At 72.4% G+C, this 16,638-nt stretch carries 15 protein-coding genes and 1 other RNA gene; 3 read left to right on the top strand and 13 right to left on the bottom strand.

Translation table 11 applies throughout. The features are described 5' to 3' along the window. On the top strand, nt 1–215 hold a 215-nt coding region (locus ACYVLJ_RS11880), incomplete at its 5' end, for an integrase core domain-containing protein (RefSeq protein ID WP_460438610.1). On the opposite strand, the gene recR is transcribed toward ACYVLJ_RS11880, so the two are convergent. Together recR and ACYVLJ_RS11870 are read right to left on the bottom strand one after the other, a co-directional pair. Beyond that, entirely contained in the window at nt 212–808 is a 597-nt protein-coding gene (gene recR, locus ACYVLJ_RS11875; protein ID WP_451969461.1) for a recombination mediator RecR, read from the bottom strand. The genes ACYVLJ_RS11880 and recR overlap by 4 nt on opposite strands. A gap of 5 nt (nt 809–813) precedes the next feature. Then, nucleotides 814–1,173 (bottom strand): YbaB/EbfC family nucleoid-associated protein, encoded by a 360-nt coding sequence (locus ACYVLJ_RS11870; RefSeq protein ID WP_451969463.1) that lies wholly within the window; start codon nt 1,171–1,173, stop codon nt 814–816. Nucleotides 1,174–1,252: 79 nt separating this feature from the next. Between ACYVLJ_RS11870 and ACYVLJ_RS11865 the strand changes: the two genes are divergently transcribed. Beyond that, nucleotides 1,253–2,095, top strand: coding sequence for an N-acetylmuramoyl-L-alanine amidase (locus ACYVLJ_RS11865; protein ID WP_451969465.1), 843 nt, complete (start codon nt 1,253–1,255; stop codon nt 2,093–2,095). Between the two features lie 55 nt (nt 2,096–2,150). Here the strand turns inward: ACYVLJ_RS11865 and ACYVLJ_RS11860 are convergent, their stop codons facing one another. Both ACYVLJ_RS11860 and ACYVLJ_RS11855 read right to left on the bottom strand, forming a co-directional pair. Next, entirely contained in the window at nt 2,151–4,475 is a 2,325-nt protein-coding gene (locus ACYVLJ_RS11860) for a DNA polymerase III subunit gamma and tau (RefSeq protein ID WP_460438609.1), read from the bottom strand. A 43-nt stretch (nt 4,476–4,518) separates the two neighbouring features. Next, the gene (locus tag ACYVLJ_RS11855; protein ID WP_460438608.1) at nt 4,519–6,069 is read right to left on the bottom strand and encodes an ALF repeat-containing protein; all 1,551 of its coding nucleotides are present in this window, start codon (nt 6,067–6,069) and stop codon (nt 4,519–4,521) included. A 54-nt stretch (nt 6,070–6,123) separates the two neighbouring features. On the opposite strand from ACYVLJ_RS11855, the gene ACYVLJ_RS11850 reads away from it, so the two are divergent. After that, nucleotides 6,124–6,987 carry a spermidine synthase gene (locus tag ACYVLJ_RS11850; protein ID WP_460438607.1) on the top strand — a complete coding sequence of 288 codons (864 nt, stop codon included), beginning with the start codon at nt 6,124–6,126 and terminating at the stop codon, nt 6,985–6,987. Between the two features lie 151 nt (nt 6,988–7,138). On the opposite strand, the gene ffs is transcribed toward ACYVLJ_RS11850, so the two are convergent. From ffs to ACYVLJ_RS11805, 9 genes are all read right to left on the bottom strand, one after another. Beyond that, nucleotides 7,139–7,233, bottom strand: an RNA gene (ffs, locus tag ACYVLJ_RS11845) — signal recognition particle sRNA small type. A 43-nt stretch (nt 7,234–7,276) separates the two neighbouring features. Continuing rightward, complete coding sequence (locus tag ACYVLJ_RS11840) at nt 7,277–7,876, bottom strand: GTP-binding protein (protein WP_451969473.1); 600 nt, start codon at nt 7,874–7,876, stop codon at nt 7,277–7,279. After that, nucleotides 7,854–8,207: a DUF742 domain-containing protein gene (locus ACYVLJ_RS11835; protein WP_451969894.1), complete on the bottom strand. Its 354-nt coding sequence runs from the start codon at nt 8,205–8,207 to the stop codon at nt 7,854–7,856. Before ACYVLJ_RS11835 ends, ACYVLJ_RS11840 begins: the two co-directional genes overlap by 23 nt. After that, complete coding sequence (locus ACYVLJ_RS11830; RefSeq protein ID WP_364378792.1) at nt 8,207–8,641, bottom strand: roadblock/LC7 domain-containing protein; 435 nt, start codon at nt 8,639–8,641, stop codon at nt 8,207–8,209. The genes ACYVLJ_RS11835 and ACYVLJ_RS11830 overlap by 1 nt, the downstream gene beginning before the upstream one ends. Next, complete coding sequence (locus tag ACYVLJ_RS11825) at nt 8,638–11,310, bottom strand: sensor histidine kinase (protein ID WP_460438606.1); 2,673 nt, start codon at nt 11,308–11,310, stop codon at nt 8,638–8,640. Before ACYVLJ_RS11825 ends, ACYVLJ_RS11830 begins: the two co-directional genes overlap by 4 nt. Before the next feature lie 25 nt (nt 11,311–11,335). After that, nucleotides 11,336–12,124 (bottom strand): ABC transporter ATP-binding protein, encoded by a 789-nt coding sequence (locus ACYVLJ_RS11820; protein WP_451969477.1) that lies wholly within the window; start codon nt 12,122–12,124, stop codon nt 11,336–11,338. Next, nucleotides 12,121–13,062, bottom strand: coding sequence for an ABC transporter permease (locus ACYVLJ_RS11815; RefSeq protein ID WP_460438605.1), 942 nt, complete (start codon nt 13,060–13,062; stop codon nt 12,121–12,123). The genes ACYVLJ_RS11820 and ACYVLJ_RS11815 overlap by 4 nt, the downstream gene beginning before the upstream one ends. After that, complete coding sequence (locus ACYVLJ_RS11810; protein ID WP_460438604.1) at nt 13,059–14,072, bottom strand: ABC transporter substrate-binding protein; 1,014 nt, start codon at nt 14,070–14,072, stop codon at nt 13,059–13,061. Before ACYVLJ_RS11810 ends, ACYVLJ_RS11815 begins: the two co-directional genes overlap by 4 nt. 624 nt (nt 14,073–14,696) lie before the next feature. Further along, nucleotides 14,697–16,565: a glycosyltransferase family 39 protein gene (locus ACYVLJ_RS11805; protein ID WP_460438603.1), complete on the bottom strand. Its 1,869-nt coding sequence runs from the start codon at nt 16,563–16,565 to the stop codon at nt 14,697–14,699. Nucleotides 16,566–16,638: the final 73 nt, after the last annotated feature.

Here is a 16,638-nt window from a genome sequence, read left to right as displayed (position 1 = left end):
GGCCCTACCGGCCGCAAACGAACGGGAAAGTCGAACGCTTCAACCGCACCTTGCTGGAGGAATGGGCCTATGCCCAGCCCTACCGCACCGACACCGAACGCCGGGCAGCGCTACCGCGATGGCTGCATATCTACAATCACCACCGCGGACACACCGCGCTCGCAGGCCGCCCACCGGTCAGCCGCGTCCCCAACCTCACAGGGCAGTACACCTAGAGCGCCCGGCGGCCCGAGAGCGCGCGGCCCAGCGTCAGCTCGTCGGCGAACTCCAGGTCACCGCCCATCGGCAGGCCCGACGCCAGCCGCGTCACGCTCAGCCCCGGGAAGTCGCGCAGCATGCGAACCAGGTACGTCGCCGTCGCTTCGCCCTCGGTGTTCGGGTCCGTCGCGATGATGATCTCGCGGATGTCCGCCTCGCCGATGCGCTTGAGCAGCTCACGCATCCGCAGCTGCTCCGGGCCGATGCCCGACAACGGGTCGAGCGCGCCGCCCAGGACGTGGTAGCGGCCCTTGAACTCGCGCGTGCGCTCGACCGCCAGGACGTCCTTCGGCTCCTCGACCACGCAGATGACCGTGAGGTCGCGGCGCTCGTCACGGCAGATGCGGCACGTCTGCTGCTCGGAGACGTTGCCGCAGACCTCGCAGAACTGCACGCCCTCCTTGACCTTGCCGAGCACGTCCTGCAGCCGCGCGATGTCGGCCGGGTCGGTGGCCAGCAGGTGGAACGCGATCCGCTGGGCGCTCTTCGGCCCGACCCCGGGCAGCCGCCCGAGCTCGTCGATCAGGTCCTGGACGACACCTTCGTACAAGTTCGTCAGCCGCCGAAACCGAGGGCGCCGAGGTCCGGCATGCCGCCACCGCCGCCGAGCCCGTTGGCCAGCGGGCCGAGCTTCTGCTCGGTGAGCTTCTGCGCGTTCGCCGACGCGTCGCGCACCGCGGCCACGACCAGGTCGGACAGCGTTTCGACGTCGTCGGGGTCCACGACCTTCGGGTCGATCTGAAGGCTCTTGAGCTGGCTGTCACCGGAGACGGTCGCGGTGACCAGCCCGCCGCCGGCACTGCCGGTGACCTCGGTGTTGGCCAGTTCTTCCTGGGCTTCGACGAGCTTCTGCTGCATCTGCTGCGCCTGCTGCATCAGCTGGGAAAGGTCGAAGCCGCCGCCGGGTTGGGCCATGATCGCACTCGGTCCTCTCTGCACGCCTGTGTCGTCCACCAGGGTAGTCGCGCCACGCGGGGTGCCGGGCTGTGGCACCGTGGTCGCCGTGCGACGCGCGATTGCTCCCCTCCTGCTGGCCGGTGCCCTGCTGCTCACCGGCTGCTCCGGCGACGTCCCGGCCGCGCCGGCGCCGGCCCCCGTGACCACCCGGACGGTCACGCCCACGCCGTCGACCGTGACGCCGTCCCCGACGCCACCGTCGTCGTCCGCCGCGCCCCCGGCGACGCCCGCGTCCGGGAAGGTCGTCGTCCTCGACCCCGGGCACAACGGCGGGAACGGCGCCCATCCGGCCGAGATCAACCGGCAGGTGCCCGCGGGGCGCGGCCAGACCAAGCCGTGCAACACGACGGGCACCGCCACCAACGCCGGCTACCCCGAGCACGCGTTCACCTGGGACGTCGCCCAGCGGGTCGGGAAAGCTTTGGCGGGCAAGGGAATCCGCGTCGTCTACACGCGACAGAACGACACCGGCGTCGGGCCCTGCGTCGACCGCCGGGCCGCGATCGGGAACGAGGCGAACGCCGACGCGGTCGTCTCGATCCACGCCGACGGCTCGACGTCGCCGGGCGCGAGCGGCTTCCACGTCGCGTACTCGTCCCCGCCGCTGAACGCGGCGCAGGGCGAGCCGTCGACGCGGCTGGCGCAGGTCGTGCGGGACACCCTGCGCACGAGCGGCTTCAGCACGTCGAACTACATCGGCGGCAACGGCCTCTCGGCCCGCACGGACCTCGGCGGCCTGAACCTCTCGACCCGCCCCGCGGTGCTGGTCGAGTGCGGCAACATGCGCAACGCGGCCGAAGCGGCCCGGATGACCAGCGAGGAAGGACGCCAGCAGTACGCGTCGGCCATCGCGGCGGCGATCGAGGCCTACCTGGCGTGACGTACCCGCTGGGCGGCGCCGGTGATCGTGCGGGCGACCGCCGCCGAGCCGACCGTCAGTCCAGGGGGCGGGCGCCGAGGTGGTCCGAGATGAGCTTGCGGGCCAGCTCGTCCGGGTCCTGGTCCGGCGGCGGTGGGGGCGGCGGCGGGGCCGGGCTGGCGTCCTCGTTGTAGAGGTCCTCGTCGTCCTCGTCGGAGGGCTCCGGGGGCAGCGGGATGTCCGGCTCGGCCGTCGTGACCTTCGGGCGCGCCGGTGCGGGCGGGGCCGCGGGCCGGGCGGGCGCCGCCGGTTCGGGGGACGCCGCGGCCGGGGCCGCCGACTGCCGCGTGAACGACCGCTCCGGCGCGGGCGCGGCGGCCTGCTGACGGGCCGCGGGGGCCGGGGCGTTGCCGTGGACGCAGCGGACCCGCCAGTCGCCACCCAGGACGTCGGCCAGGGCGCCGGCGATCTTCTGGGCGTTGTCCTGGTCGGACAGGCGGCGGGCGAGGGGCTCGGACTTGTGGGTCAGGGTGACGGCGTTGCCCTCGACGGTCGCGACCGTCGCCTGGGTGAGCATCGCCTCGAGGCTGCGGCCACCGGTGAACTTCCGCAGGGCGGTCATCAGCTGCGGCCAGACGTTCCGGATCGCGGCGGCATCGAACTCACCGGTCGCGGCGGGAGTTGCTTCAGCCGCAGGGGCGGGGGTGCGTGCGGCTCCCCAGCCACTTTCCGCGGGAGCGGCGGCAGCCGCCGGAGCCGCGGGTGCACCGCCACCCGGCGTGCGTGGAGTACCCCAGGCACCCTCCGCACGCGCACCGCTACCCGGCGTGCGCGGGCCCCCTTCCGCGGAAGCGGCGGCCACCGCCGGAGCCGCGGGCGCACTGCCACCCGGCGTGCGCGGGCTGCTCCAGCCGCCCTCCGCGGACTGGGTTGCCGGAGCGCTCGAAGCGGCAGGCGTGGTTTCCCGGCCATCGTCCGCCGGTGCGAAGGCTCCCTGTCCGGTGCTCGCTGGCCGGGCAGGTGCCGAGGCGCCCGCGGCCTGGTCCGCAGCACCGTGGCCACCATCAGCAGGCTGAGCCGCAGCAGTTCCCTGGCCATCGCCCTGGGTGTGGGTGGGCTCGGCCGCCACCGGGGCCGGGCCGGCCGAGGCCGCACGCTGGGACGGCCGGGAAAACTCCCGCTCCGGCGCGGCACGCACCGGGGGCTCGACGCCGCCCTCGGCGGGCGCGCCTCCGCCGGCGACCACCGTCGCGCGGCGCTCCAGCCGCTCGATGCGGGCCAGCAGTGCCTTCTCCGCCTCGGTCACCGACGGCAGCAGCATCCGCGCGCACAACAGCTCGAGCACGAGCCGCGGAGACGTCGCGCCGCGCATCTCCAGGAGTCCATTGTGGACGATGTCCGCGTACCGCGAGAGCGTGGCCAGGCCGATCCGCTCGGCCTGCGCCACCATGCGCGACAGCTCCTCCTCCGGCGCGGACACCAGGCCGCCCGCGGAGTCCGGCACCGCCCGCAGCAGCACCAGGTCGCGCAACCGGTCGAGCAGGTCCGTCGCGAAACGGCGCGGGTCGTGCCCGGCCTCCGCGAGCTTTTCCACCGTCGAAAACACCGTGGCCGCGTCTTCGGTCGAGAGCGCGTCCACCATGTCGTCGATCAGCGCGACGTCCGTGACGCCGAGCAGCGCCACCGCGCGCCCGTAGGAGACGCCGTCCGGGCCCGCGCCGGCGAGCAGCTGGTCGAGCACCGACTGCGTGTCCCGCGCCGAGCCACCGCCCGCGCGGATGACCAGCGGGTACACCGCCGGCTCGACCTGCACGCCCTCCGCCGCGACGTTGCGCTCCAGCAGCTCGCGCATCGAGCTCGGCGGGATCAGCCGGAACGGGTAGTGGTGCGTGCGCGAGCGGATGGTGGTGAGCACCTTGTCCGGCTCGGTGGTCGCGAAGATGAAGATGACGTGCTCGGGCGGCTCTTCCACGATCTTCAGCAGGGCGTTGAAGCCCTGCGTGGTGACCATGTGCGCCTCGTCGATGATGAACACGCGGTACCGCGACTCGGCCGGCGCGTAGAACGCCTTGTCGCGCAGCTCGCGGGCGTCGTCGACACCACCGTGGCTGGCCGCGTCGAGCTCCGTGACGTCGACGCTGCCCGGGCCTTCGGGCGCGAGTGCCTTGCACGAGTTGCACTCACCGCACGGGTCCGGCGTCGGGCCCTTGGCGCAGTTCAGCGAGCGCGCCATGATGCGCGCGCTGGACGTCTTGCCGCAGCCCCGCGGACCCGAGAACAGGTAGGCGTGGTTGATCCGCCCGGCGGACAGCGCCGTGCGGAGGGGATCGGTCACATGCTCCTGCCCGACGACCTCGGCGAAGGTTGCCGGACGGTACTTGCGGTACAAGGCGAGAGCCACCCCGCGAGGGTACCGGGCACCTACGACAACCTTCGCCGTGCGGTCAGGGCAGCTGGGCGAGCAGCGCGTTCACCTTGGCGACGTGCTCCGCGGTGAAGGCGTCACGCGCCCGCGCCCGGGGCAGCGCGTTGTCCAGGTACGGCTGCAGACCCGCCCGCGGGCCGTCGAGCACGCCCTGCGCGACGGCCTCGACCTCGGGGCCGTCGGACAGCGTCCGGGTCACGTAGACGTCCAGGTCGATCAGGTGCGAGACGTACTGGCCGGTGGCCAGGAACGCGCGGATGTCGGCGACGGTGCCGTCGAGCGCCTTCTGGGCCGCCGCCTTCGTCGACGGGCCGCCGGCCGCCATGATCCGGTCGACCTCGACGCGGTCGTCGGTGTCGCGGCCCGGGTAGTCCCGCGTGCGCAGCAGCTCGGCGACCCCCGAGTACGGCCCGGCGAGCGCGTCGCGCGCGGCCTGCCGCAGGCCCGGACGGGCCTGCGGGTCGTCCGCGATCGCCTGGACGGCGGCGCGGTCGTCGGTCTCCTGCGCGGCGGGGAGCCCGCTGTGCACGAAGGTGACGACGTCGTCGTCGGACCCGCTCAGCGCGGCACGTGCCGCGTTCTTGACCGCGGCGCCGCCGGTGCGCAGCAGGTAGACGGCCGCGCGGCGGCCGTTCGGCACGGTCAGCGCCGGGTCGGCCGCGTCGGCGAGCAGCTTGTCGTTGTCGGTCTTGGCCTGCGCGGCGCGGGCCGCGGCGTCGCGGGCCTCCTGCTGCGCGGTGGCCTCGGCACCCGCGGCGGCCCGGCCGTCCTCCTGGCCCTTGGCCCGCTGGGCGGCCAGCCGGTCCTTGTTCGCCTGGCGCGCGTCGGAGGCGATCGTGGCGGCGCGGCTGCGGGCGAGCTGCACGCCGAGGGCGCTGTGCTTGGCCGCGGCGGCCTTGCCGAAGTCGACCTGGGCCTGCACCCCGGCGAGCTCGGTGTCGCCGTTCGCGGCGACCTGCCGCCAGAGCGAGAGGAAGTACCGGACGTCGTCCGGGGTGCCGTCGAGCGCGGTCTGCGCGGCGGCCCGCACCTCGGGGCCGCCCGCGGCCATGGCCTGGTCGGCCGTGATCCGGTCATCGGTGTCACGCGCCTGCTGCAGCCCGGTCTCCAAGAAGGCCCGGACGTCGGCGGGCGTGCCGTCGAGGGCCTTCTGGGCGCGCGCGTTGACGGTCGGCCCGCCGGTGCTCATGGCCTGGCCGACGGCGATCCGGTCGTCCGCGACCCGGGCCTGGGCGAGGCCGGTGGCCAGGAAGGCGCGGACGTCTTCGATGGTGCCGCCGAGCGCCTGCTGGGCGGCCCGCTTGGTGACCGGTCCCCCGGTGGACAGGGCCTGGGTGACCAGGACCCGGTCGTCGTCGTCCTTGGCCTGCTGCCGCCCGGTGGCCAGGAAGGCGGCCAGGTCGGCCGGAGTGCCGAGCAACGCCGCTTCGGCGGCTCTGGCCACCCCCGGCCCCCCGGTCTCCAGGTACCCCACCGCCTGCGCCCGGTCGGGCAGGACGTCCGCGGCGGCGGGCGTCGCGAAGACGCCGGCAGCCAGCGCGGCCGCGATCATTACTGCGCTTGCACGCAAGGGAACCCCCTCGATCGTCGATCGTTCCGCTCCCTTATCGACCGGCTGGTCGGAATGTTTCCGATATGCTCGAATTTCGTGAGCCGCACGCGAAAACCCGGCCGGTACCCGGTCCGGTTCGGCACGGCCGAGCTCCTCCGCGACGCGGACCGCCCCAACGCGTGGCTGCTGTCGGTGGACGGGGTGGCCCAGTCCCACGTCGACCTGGACGACCCGGCGAGCCTGGAGTTCGACTACGTCCGCCGCTTCGCCGACGTCGTGGACCAGCTGCCCCCGGGCCCGCTGGACGCCCTGCACATCGGCGGCGCGGCGTGCACGCTCCCGCGCTACGTGGCGGCGACGCGGCCCGGCTCGCGGCAGCTGGTGTTCGACGCCGACGGCGAGCTGGTGGAGCTGGTCCGCAGCCAGCTGGGCCTGCGGATCCCGGGCGTCCGCGTCCGGGTGACCGACGGCCGCGAGGGCCTGGCCACCAGACGCGAGAACTCGGCCGACCTGCTGGTGGTGGACGCGTTCGAGCGAGCGACCCTGGCGGGCGGCCTGGCCACCCTGGAGGCGACGCGCGCGATCGCCCGGATCCTGCGCCCGCCCGGCATCTGCCTGGCCAACATCACGGACGGCTCGGGTCTCCCGTTCGCCCGCCGCTACCTGGCGACGCTGCGCGAGGTGTTCCCGCGGGTCCTGCTGCTGGCGGACCCGGCGGTGCTGAAGGGCCGCCGCTTCGGCAACCTGGTGTTCGCGGCCTCGGCAACCGACCTCCCGACGGCGCAGCTGGCGCAGAAGGCGGCATCGGCGGCGTTCCCGTCGAGGTGCATCGAGGGCGCGGAGCTGCGAAAACTGGCAGGCCGGGCAACCCCGATCACGGACGAGGACCGCCCACCACCGCCACAGCCCCCAGAGGACATCCTGGGCGTTTTCTGACCGCCACGCGGCCCCCAAGCCACCCGACGGCCACGGCAGCCCCCCAAGCCGCACCAACGGCACCGTGGGGGCTCCGGGGGCTCGGCCCCCGGGCAAAAGGACGAATCGAAGGCCCGGCGAAGGGGCGAAGCCCCGAGAGCCGGAGCCGAAAAGAAGGGGACCCCGCGCACCCGTCAGAGCCTGCTTATCCTTGCTGCCTTCCGGCCCTGGGGAGGTTCACAGGGTGGACGCCGCGCGGGGTCCGTGGATCAGTGTAGCCGCCGAGAACTTTCGGTGGCCCAGCGGGCCGTCAGGTGCCCGCGCCCGCCTGGGCACGCGCCTTGCGGAACGTGTTGTGCAGGACCGCGAGCAGCGCGTCCCGCACCGACAGCTTCTGCCGCGCGTCGAACGTGATCAGCGGGACGTCCTCGCTCACCGCCAGCGCCCAGCGGACGTCGTCCAGGTCGTGCCCCAGGGAGCCGTCGAACATGTTGACCGCCACGACGAACGGCAGGCCCGCGTTCTCGAAGTAGTCGACCGCCGGGTAGCAGTCGTCCATGCGGCGGGTGTCCACGATCACCAGCGCGCCCAGGGCGCCGTGGACCAGGTCCTGCCACATGAAGCCGAAGCGGTCCTGGCCCGGCGTGCCGAACAGGTACAGCTTCACCTCTTCGTCGATCGTGATGCAGCCGAAGTCGAGCGCGACCGTCGTCGTGGTCTTGGCCGGGACGTGGCCCGTGCGGTCGACCGACGCCGCCACCGACGTGATCGCCGCTTCCGTGGTCAGCGGCTTGATCTCCGAGATGGACGACACCGCCGTCGTCTTGCCGACGCCGAAGCCGCCCGCGATGACGATCTTGACCGGAGCCGGCGGGCGGGCGCCCGGTTCAGTGAATGGCTTCGAGTCCACGAATGACCCTTTCGATCATGCCGAGGTCGTGCGAGTTGTGGTTCCCCGGCCGCCGGACGACGACGTAGCCCAGCTCCGCGAGGTCGGCCACCAGCACGCGCGCGACGCCGATGTGCAGGCCGAGCATGGCGGCCACCTCGGCGACGGACATGGTGCTGCGGCAGAGGGAGACGATTTCCTGCCGTTCGAAGGTGAGCTTCGGATGCGACGCGGCCCCGAGGCGGGACGTCATGACCTGGGCCTCGATCTCGAGGCTCTGGTCCACCGGCTGGGCGCGTCCCGAGGTCATCAGGTACGGCCGCAGCAGCGAGGTGTCCGGCTCCTCGCTCATCACGAACCCACGGTGTTCTTCAGTTCCTCGATCAGGCCGGGCGTGAGGACTTCGGTGGCGCGGTTGGCGAACATCGCCATCTCGTAGGCGATCGTGCCGAGGCTGGCCTGCTTGTTGGCCAGGACGCCGAGCGAGCAGCCGATGCTGATGGTGCAGACCAGCAGGTAGCCGTGCTCCAGCTCGATGATCACCTTGTCCGGCGAGCCGAGCGGGTGGCTTTCGGAGACGCCGTGGGCGAGGCCGAGCATGGCGGAGGAGATCGCGGCGAGGCGGTCGGCGTTGGACCGCTCGAGCTCCGACGACACCGCGATCAGGAGTCCGTCGGCCGAAACCGCGATGGCGGCGATCGCGCCCGCGGTGTGCTGCGCGAAGCGGCTCACCAGCCAGTTGAAGTTCTGGGCTTCGACGCTGACACCGGCTGCGGGGATGCTCATTTCCTGCTCTCTTCTGCTCGTTCCGTCACACGACCGGCGACCACGCCTTGCGGCGGGCTGTCTGCCGTCACCACGTCCGCCTTGGCGAGGCCGGCGGCGAACGCGTCGAACGCCGCTCGCTCGGCCGCCGGGTCCCGCTTGGTGCGGTTCACGACGGCTCGGGCGACCGGCCTGCCCGAGGCGACCTGCTGGCGCAGGCCGGGGGCGAGCTGGGCTCCGGGGACGCGGCGGACCAGGCCGTCCCGGGACTGCGGAGCGGCCGGGATCCCGGCCGAGGGCGTGGCCGGGACGCGCACGGCACTTTCACGGGAAAGCGGCGGCTCGGCCGTCATCGCGGTGACTTCGGCGGCCTTCGCGAAGGCGCTCTGGAAGCCGTCCATCGCGGACTTGGTCGCCTCGGGGTCGTGCCGCGGCTTGAGGTCGGCCGTCACCGGCGCCGAAGTGCCGGGGCTGGGCAGCTGGGCGCCCCGGACGCGCCGCTTCAGGCCGCCACGGCTTTCCGGCTCTTCGGCGACCTTGACGTCCGGCTCGGCGTCCGGCCACACCGGCTCCAGCTGGTTGAACCAGCGGAACCCGGTGCCGGGCCCGAGCAGCGCCGGGATCGCCGGCGCGGGCAGCTCGACGGGCCGCAGATCGTCCAAAGTGGACACCGACGCGGCCACGGCGGCGGCCTCCGCGGGCCGCGCGGTCGGCGGCGCGGACGCCGTGGCCTGCACCGGGATCACCGGGGCCGGCTCGGCCTTCGCGCGCAGCCCCGAGCGGTGGCTGAACAGCGACGGCGGGATGGTCAGCCGCGCGGTCACGCCGCCGGTCGTCGGCGTCGCCAGCAGTTCGACGCCCAGGTCGTGCCGCCGCGCCAGGCGGCCGACCACGAACAGGCCGAGCACGCTGGTCGGTGCCAGCTCCAGCCGTTCGCGTTCGACGAGCCGCTGGTTCTCCTCGGCGATCTTCTCGGCGGTCATGCCGATGCCGTGGTCGACGATGCTGACCAGGCACGAACCGTCGGCGAGGAACATCGTGTCCACCTCGACCAGCGACCCCGGCGGCGAGAACGACGTCGCGTTCTCCAGCAGTTCGGCGAACACGAGCACCAGGTCCGCGCCGAGGGCCGACGAAAGCAGGATCTCCCCGACGACGCCGAGCTTGACGCGCTGGTAGTCCTCGATCTCGGCGAGCGCGGACCGCAGGGCGGTGGACAGCTCGATCGGGCCGGCGATCCGGGTTTCGTCGCGGGTGCCGGAGACGACGAGCAGGTTGTCGGCGTTGCGGCGCAGGCGGGTGGACAGGTGGTCGAGCCGGTAGAGGCTGGCCAGCAGCCGGGTGTCCTGCTCGTTGCGCTCGACCTCGTCGATCAGGGCGAGCTGGCGGCCGACGAGGTTCTGCGTGCGCTTCGCGACGTTCGCGAACATCAGACTGGTGTTGCGCCGGGTGAGCGCCTGCCGCTCGACCAGCTCGGCCGCGGTCGTCTGGACCCGGTTGAACGCCGCGGCCAGCTTGCCCAGCTCGTCGCCGGAGACGACGTCGATGGTGGCCAGCCGCGGGACCTGCGCCTCGGCCTCTTCGGTGTCGGTCACGCGGACGAGCTCGGTGCCGGCGAGGTCGGCGACCGACGTCGCCGCGGTGGTCAGCCGCCGCAGCGGCTGGGCGATCGAGCGGGACACCGCGACCGCCAGGAAGGCGACCAGCAGGAACAGCACGCCCGCGCCGAGGCCGACCAGCCACGCCAGCCGGGTGCCGGCGTCGGCGCGGCCGGTCGCCGCGTCGGCGATCTCGCCGGTGACCCGTTCCTGCACCAGCTTGCGCTGGCCCGCTTGGCTTTCCGCCGCGGTGAGCACGTCGGTGACGTACTGCGTGGTGGCGGCCGCGTCCCGCGGGTTGGCGACCTGCGCGGCGAGGTCCTCGATCCGGCGGCCGGCGTCGCTCTGCTCGACGTTGACGACCAGGGCGGCCTGCTCGCTGTCGGACTCGTCGTCGGCCTGCTGCACGAACCGGTCGGTGAAGATCGGCGCCTGCTGGGTCGCGTCGTCCAGGATGGGCCGGCCGGCTTCGGGCGCCACCGCCGTCACGATCAACGCCATGCCGCGCAACGAGTTCTCCTCGTTCGCGCGCAGCAGCGCCTCCAGCGCGGTCAGCTCCCTGGTGCCTTCGGCGTCGCTGGTGAGCTGGGGAACGAGCCGCAGCGAATCGATCACCGCGCCGATCAGCGCGTGGTAGGTGCGCGCGACGCTGTCGAGCGCGACGCCGCGGCGCAGCGCGTTCTGCCGCAGCTCGTTCAGCGAGCCGATCCGGGTCAGGGCCGCGGACAGCTCGTCCGGCGCGTCGGACCCGAGTGACGAGCGCACGCTCTCGACCGCCGCGTCCACCGTCTTCTGCTGCTGCAGCACCTGGTCGGCCGACATCGACGGCGTCGCGACGAAGGCCCCGGTCAGCAGCCGCTCGCGCTGCAGCTGCCAGACGAGCCCGCCGAGCTGCTGCGCGTGGCGCGCCACCGTCGCCGACTGCGACGCGGCCACCGCGCTGCTCGCCTGGGTCAGCACGAACGGCACCGACACCAGCACCACCGCGACCAGCGGGGGCAGGAGCAGCAGGTTCAGCTTGCCACGAATGCCGAGCCGGGCGAGAAGACCCCCGCCGGCGACCCGTTCCGCGCGCGCCCTGCCGTGCCTCATCCCCACACCTTCCCGTCTTCCGTTCTCACTCGACCGCGGCGACCCGGCTGACGTGGCCGCGGTGCTGCTCCCGGACGAGGTCCTCGATCCGGGCGCGCAGCGCGAGGAACGCCGGCTCGCGCTTCACCGCCAGGTCCCGCTCGGCCGGCAGCGTCACCTCGACGTCGGCGGCGATCCGGCCCGGGTCGGAGGCGAGCACCACGACCCGGCCGCCCAGGAACACCGCTTCCTCGACGTCGTGGGTGACCATCAGCACCGTGGTGCCGGTGTCGGCCCACACCTGGCGGATGAGCACCTGCATGTCCTCTTTGGTCTGGACGTCCAGGGCGCCGAAGGGTTCGTCGAGCAGCAGCACGTCCGGTTCGCAGGCGAGCGCCCGCGCGATCGCGACGCGCTGCTTCTGGCCGCCGGAAAGCTGTTTCGGCAGCGACTTGCGCACGGTGTCGAGCCCGGTTTCGGCGAGGTACCAGTCGACACGCTTGGCGCGCTCGGCCGCGTCGAGCGAGAGCAGCTCGAGCCCGAACGCGACGTTCTTCTCGACACTGCGCCACGGGTACAGCGCGCCCGCCTGGAAGACGAGCCCGCGGTCCGGCCCGGGGCCGGTCACCGGGACGCCGTCGAGCACGATCTCGCCCTCGGTCGGCTGGTCGAGGCCGGCCACCAGCGAAAGCAGCGTCGACTTGCCCGAGCCGCTCGCGCCGACGACGCAGACGAACTCGCCGCGCAGCACTTCGAGGTCGACGCCGTCGAGCGCGCGCGTCACCTCTCCGCGGACGGTGTAGTCCTTCGCGACGTTCCGCAGTTCCAGCGTCATGCCGCCCACTTCCCGACCCGCGTGCGCAGCAGGCGCAGCAGGACATCGATGACGACCCCGGCGATCCCGATGAGCACGAGCACCGCGAAGATCTTGTCCGTCTGCAGGAACCGCTGGGCGCGGTTGATCCGGTAGCCGAGGCCCGCCGCCGAGTTGATCAGCTCCGCGACGACCACGAGGTTCCACGCCGCGGCGGCGTTGACCCGGATCGCGTCGATCATGCCCGGCAGGGCGTGCGGCACGACGACCTTGCGCAGCACCTCGCCGCGACGCGCGCCGAGCGTGTAGGAGACGTCGAGGAGCGAGCTCGGCACCCCGCGGACGACGTCGGCGGTCATCAGCGTGTTGAAGAAAACGGTGCCGATGAACAGCAGGGCGACCTTGGACGGCTCGCCCAGCCCCAGCCAGATCAGCAGCAACGGGATGAACGCGCTCGCCGGCAGGTAGCGCAGCAACCCGATCAGCGGCTCGAAGAACGCCTGCCCGGCGGCGAAACCGCCCATCAGGATGCCGAGCGGGACCGAGATCAGCACCGCGAGGCCGAAGCCTTCGAGCACCCGCTCGGTCGTCGCCCAGAGGTCGGCGAAGAGCTCGCCGGTGCTCGCCATGTCCACCCCGGCCTTGAGGACCGCGGCCGGGGACGGCAGGTACGTCGAGTCGACGGCGCCGCTGACGCTCAGCGCGATCCAGGCGAGGAGCGGGATCACGAACGACAGCACCGCCAGCGTCCAGCGGGCCGACGCGGAAATCGGCTTGCGCAAGGAGAACAGCGGTGACGTGGCCGGCTTGAGCCCCGCCCGCCGCGGCAGCGGCGCCCAGGCCGGGCGCCCCCGGCCGGACGCCTGCGCGTCCGCGAGCCGCTGCTCGGCCTCCAGTTCCCCGGCCAGCCGTTCGTCCGCCGTGCCCGGCGTGGTGGTGCGCTGGGTCGGACCCGTCACTGTGGCACGGCCTTCACGAACTGGTCGTCGAACAGCCCGTCCAGCGACGGCCGCTGCTGGGCCAGGCCGGTGCTGGTGATGAAGTCGATGATCTTGTTCGCCTGGAAGTCGAGGTGCTGCGGGGTGACACCCGGGGTGAACGCGTCGAGGTTCTGCTGGCGCGTGAAGATCGTGGTGCCCGCGTCGTAGGTCTTGTAGTCCGCCTCGGAGACGCCACCGCGCTTGGCCATGATCTTGATGGCCGCGTCCTTGTTGTTCTTGATCCAGGTCAGCGTTTCGTACCAGCTGTTGACCAGTGCCTGGACGTCCTTCGGGCGGTCCTTGACCAGCTTCTGCGACGTCACGAGGTGGTCCGGGATGGCGCCGGGGAACTCGGCCGACGAGGAGATCGCGCGGCTACCCTGGCGCTCCAGCGCCGTCGAGGTGAACGGCGCGAACGCGGCGACCGCGTCGACCTGGCCGCTCTTGAACGCGGCGGCCGCGGCGTCGGTCGGGAGGTTGACCAGCTGGATGTCCTTTTCGGTCAGCTTCGCCTCCTGCAGCGCCAGCAGCAGCAGGTAGTGGTCGACGGCGCCCTGCTCGACGGCGACCTTCTTGCCCTTGAGGTCGGCGATGCTGGTGATGCCGTCCCGCGCGATGATCTTGTCGTTGCCGGTGGAGTTGTCGTTCACCAGCACGATCGACAGCTTGGCGCCGCCCGAGGCCGACGAGAGCGTGTCGTTGAGGGTCTGGCTGTTGGCGTCGATGGCTCCGCTGGCGAGCGCGTTGATGCTGTCGGTGTAGTTGTCGAACCACTTCAGGTCGACGTTCACGCCGTTCTTCGCGAACAGCCCCTGTTCCTGCGCCACCTGCCAGGGGAACCAGCCCGGCCAGGCGCTGAACCCGAGGGTGATCTTGCCGCCCGTGCCGGAGGCGTCGCTGTCGCTGCACCCGGAAAGCGCGGTGACGCCGGCGAGGGTCAGCAGAGTCAGGAGCACCGTCAGCAGACGGGGGCGGGAACGGGAAATCACAACGAACTCCAGGTTGCGGGGGAAGTGGAGTGGTGCCGTACCAAAGGGGGAATTGCGGTGCCCGGAACTACGATTGGTGACCACGAGGAGGCGGGTCGGGTCGAGCAGCGCCAACGCGCACGGTCATCGCTGCTCTCTTCCAGCCGCACCTGATCGGGTCATGGCAGAGAACGCGGACCGGGAGCACCCCAGGAACCCAGCACTCAGCGCACCGGGTCAGCCACCCCTTGTCCCTCTCCCGGCGGAGAGCCTAGCGAGTAGCACAAGATCCCCACAACGCCCGGCCAATGCATCCGAACGAGTGACCAACAACCGTGTCAACCAGCAACATCGACGACCCCGAAGATCAAGTACGGCCGTGTTTCTGTCGGCCGCCCGGCCAAGATCAGGTCACGGCGAGAGCGCCGAGCGCGTGCAGGTGCACGGGCCGTAGCTCCTCGTCGTTACATCGGCCCGCGATCATCACCGAGGGCCACGCGCGCCGGCCGAACAATCGTTCGGAATGCGCCGGTCAGCGGGATGGATTCGAACAGGTGTGCACCCCCGCGGGTACCGCGCCCGGCCGTCGCGCGCCGAATGATTCCGCGACTGTTAACACGCTTGAAACAATCGGGCGAATTTCGATCAATTGACAGATTTTGTGAGGTCGTAAATCGTCGTCCCGCCGACCGTCTGCGGCGTGAAGTTCTGTTCGACCCAGGCCTGGATCTCCCCCGAGGTCCCGCGGCCGCCGCCGAAGCCACCACGCCCGCCGGCGACGAAGTAGTGGACATCGCCCGCCGCGACGTACTGCTCGAACTGCGCGAGCGTCGGCGCCGGGTCGCTGCCGCTGAAGCCGCCGATCGCGAGCACCGGCCGCCCGCTCGACAGGGCCAGCCCGGCCGACTGCATCGCGCCGCTCTGCGCGGCAGCCCACTTCGTCGTCGTGTTCTTCAGCAGGCCGATCACCGCCGCGTCGGTCTGCCCCTTGCCGAAGCCGCCGGGACCGCGGCCGAACCCGCGGCCGCTGGCGCCGGCCGGGCCGGATGACGGCGTCCCGCCCGAATGCGCGGTCGCCGCCGTGACGAGCGTGAACGACGTCGTCCCGAGCAGCGCGCCGCACAGGCCGAGCACGGCCACGACCGGGCCGAGCCGCCGCACGCGGTCGGCGCCGAAGAGCAGCGCGAGGACGGCCACCGCACTGAGCACGAGCAGCGCGTAGCGGATCCACGGCTGCCATTCCGGCGTCCGCGCGAGGAGCACGAACCCCCAGACGGCGGTCACCGCGAGCATCACCGCCAGCACCGCGCGGGCCGCGAAGTTCGCCCGGCCGCGCCAGAGCTCGCGCGCGGAAATCCCCAGCGTGCCGGCGATCCCGGGCGCCAGCGCGACCGTGTAGTACGGGTGGATGATGCCGCTCATGTAGCTGAACACGAGCACCGTGACGACCAGCCAGCCGCCCCAGAGCAGCAGTGCCGCGCGCGTCCGGTCGGTGCGCGGTGCCCGGCGCGTGAACCACAGGCCGGCGACCAGGCCGACGACCGCGGCGGGCAGCAGCCACGACGCTTCCCCGCCGAACTCGCCGCCGAACAGCCGCGTCAGGCCGGTCTGGCCGCCGAAGCCACCGAAGCCGCGGCCGCCGCCTCCGGACGGCGGGCCGAACGTCCCGCCGCCGCGGCTTTCACCGAAGATGCGGCCGAGGCCGTTGTAGCCGAAAGCCAGCTCCAGCACGGTGTTGTCGGTCGACCCGCTGATGTAGGGCCGGTCGGCGACCGGCCACAGCGCGACGATCACGATCCACCAGCCCGCGGCCACGAGCACCGCGCCGGCCGCGGCGAACAGCTGCCCGATCCGGCGCCCGAGCGACGTCGGCGCGGCGACGGCGTACGCCAGCACGAAGGCGGGCAGGACGAGGAAGGCCTGCAGCATCTTGTCGAGGAAGCCGAACCCGACCGCGACGCCGGCGAGCAGCAGCCACTTCGTGCTCGCGTGCTCGAGCGCCCGCACGACGCAGTACCCGCCGGCGACGAGCAGCAGCACCAGGAAGGCGTCGGGGTTGTCGTAGCGGAACATGAGCGCGGCGACCGGTGTCAGCGCGAGGGCGGCCCCGGCGAGCAAGCCGGCGCCGGGCCCCGAAAGCCGGCGCACGGCGAGGTACAGCAGGCCCACCGACGCGACACCGGCGAGCGCGTTCGGCACGAGCAGGCTCCAGCTCGAGAAGCCGAAGATCCGTCCGGAGAGTCCCATGATCCACAGGGAGAACGGCGGTTTGTCCACGGTGACGACGTTGCCCGGGTCGAGCGAGCCGAAGAACAGCGCCTTCCAGCTCCACGTGCCGGCCTGGGCGGCCATCGCGTAGAAGTCGTTGGCCCAGCCCGTCTTCGCCAGGTCCCACAGGTAGAGCAGGCCGGTGCCGGCGAGCAGCGCGGCGACGGAAGGCCTGATCCACCGCGGTTTCCGGGCGGGCGCGGGTGCGGGCTGGGCGTGTTCGGGCGCCGACAGCGTGGTCGTCATGATCCTCACCGTGTCGGCGCCGCATGTGGTGAACTTGTGCCGAAGCTGTGCGCCGGCTGTGCATCCGGCCTGA

The sequence above is a fragment of the Amycolatopsis stemonae genome (genome assembly GCF_054781455.1).
Note: the sequence above shows the minus strand (reverse complement) of the source record. Positions and strands in the feature narration are given on the sequence as shown.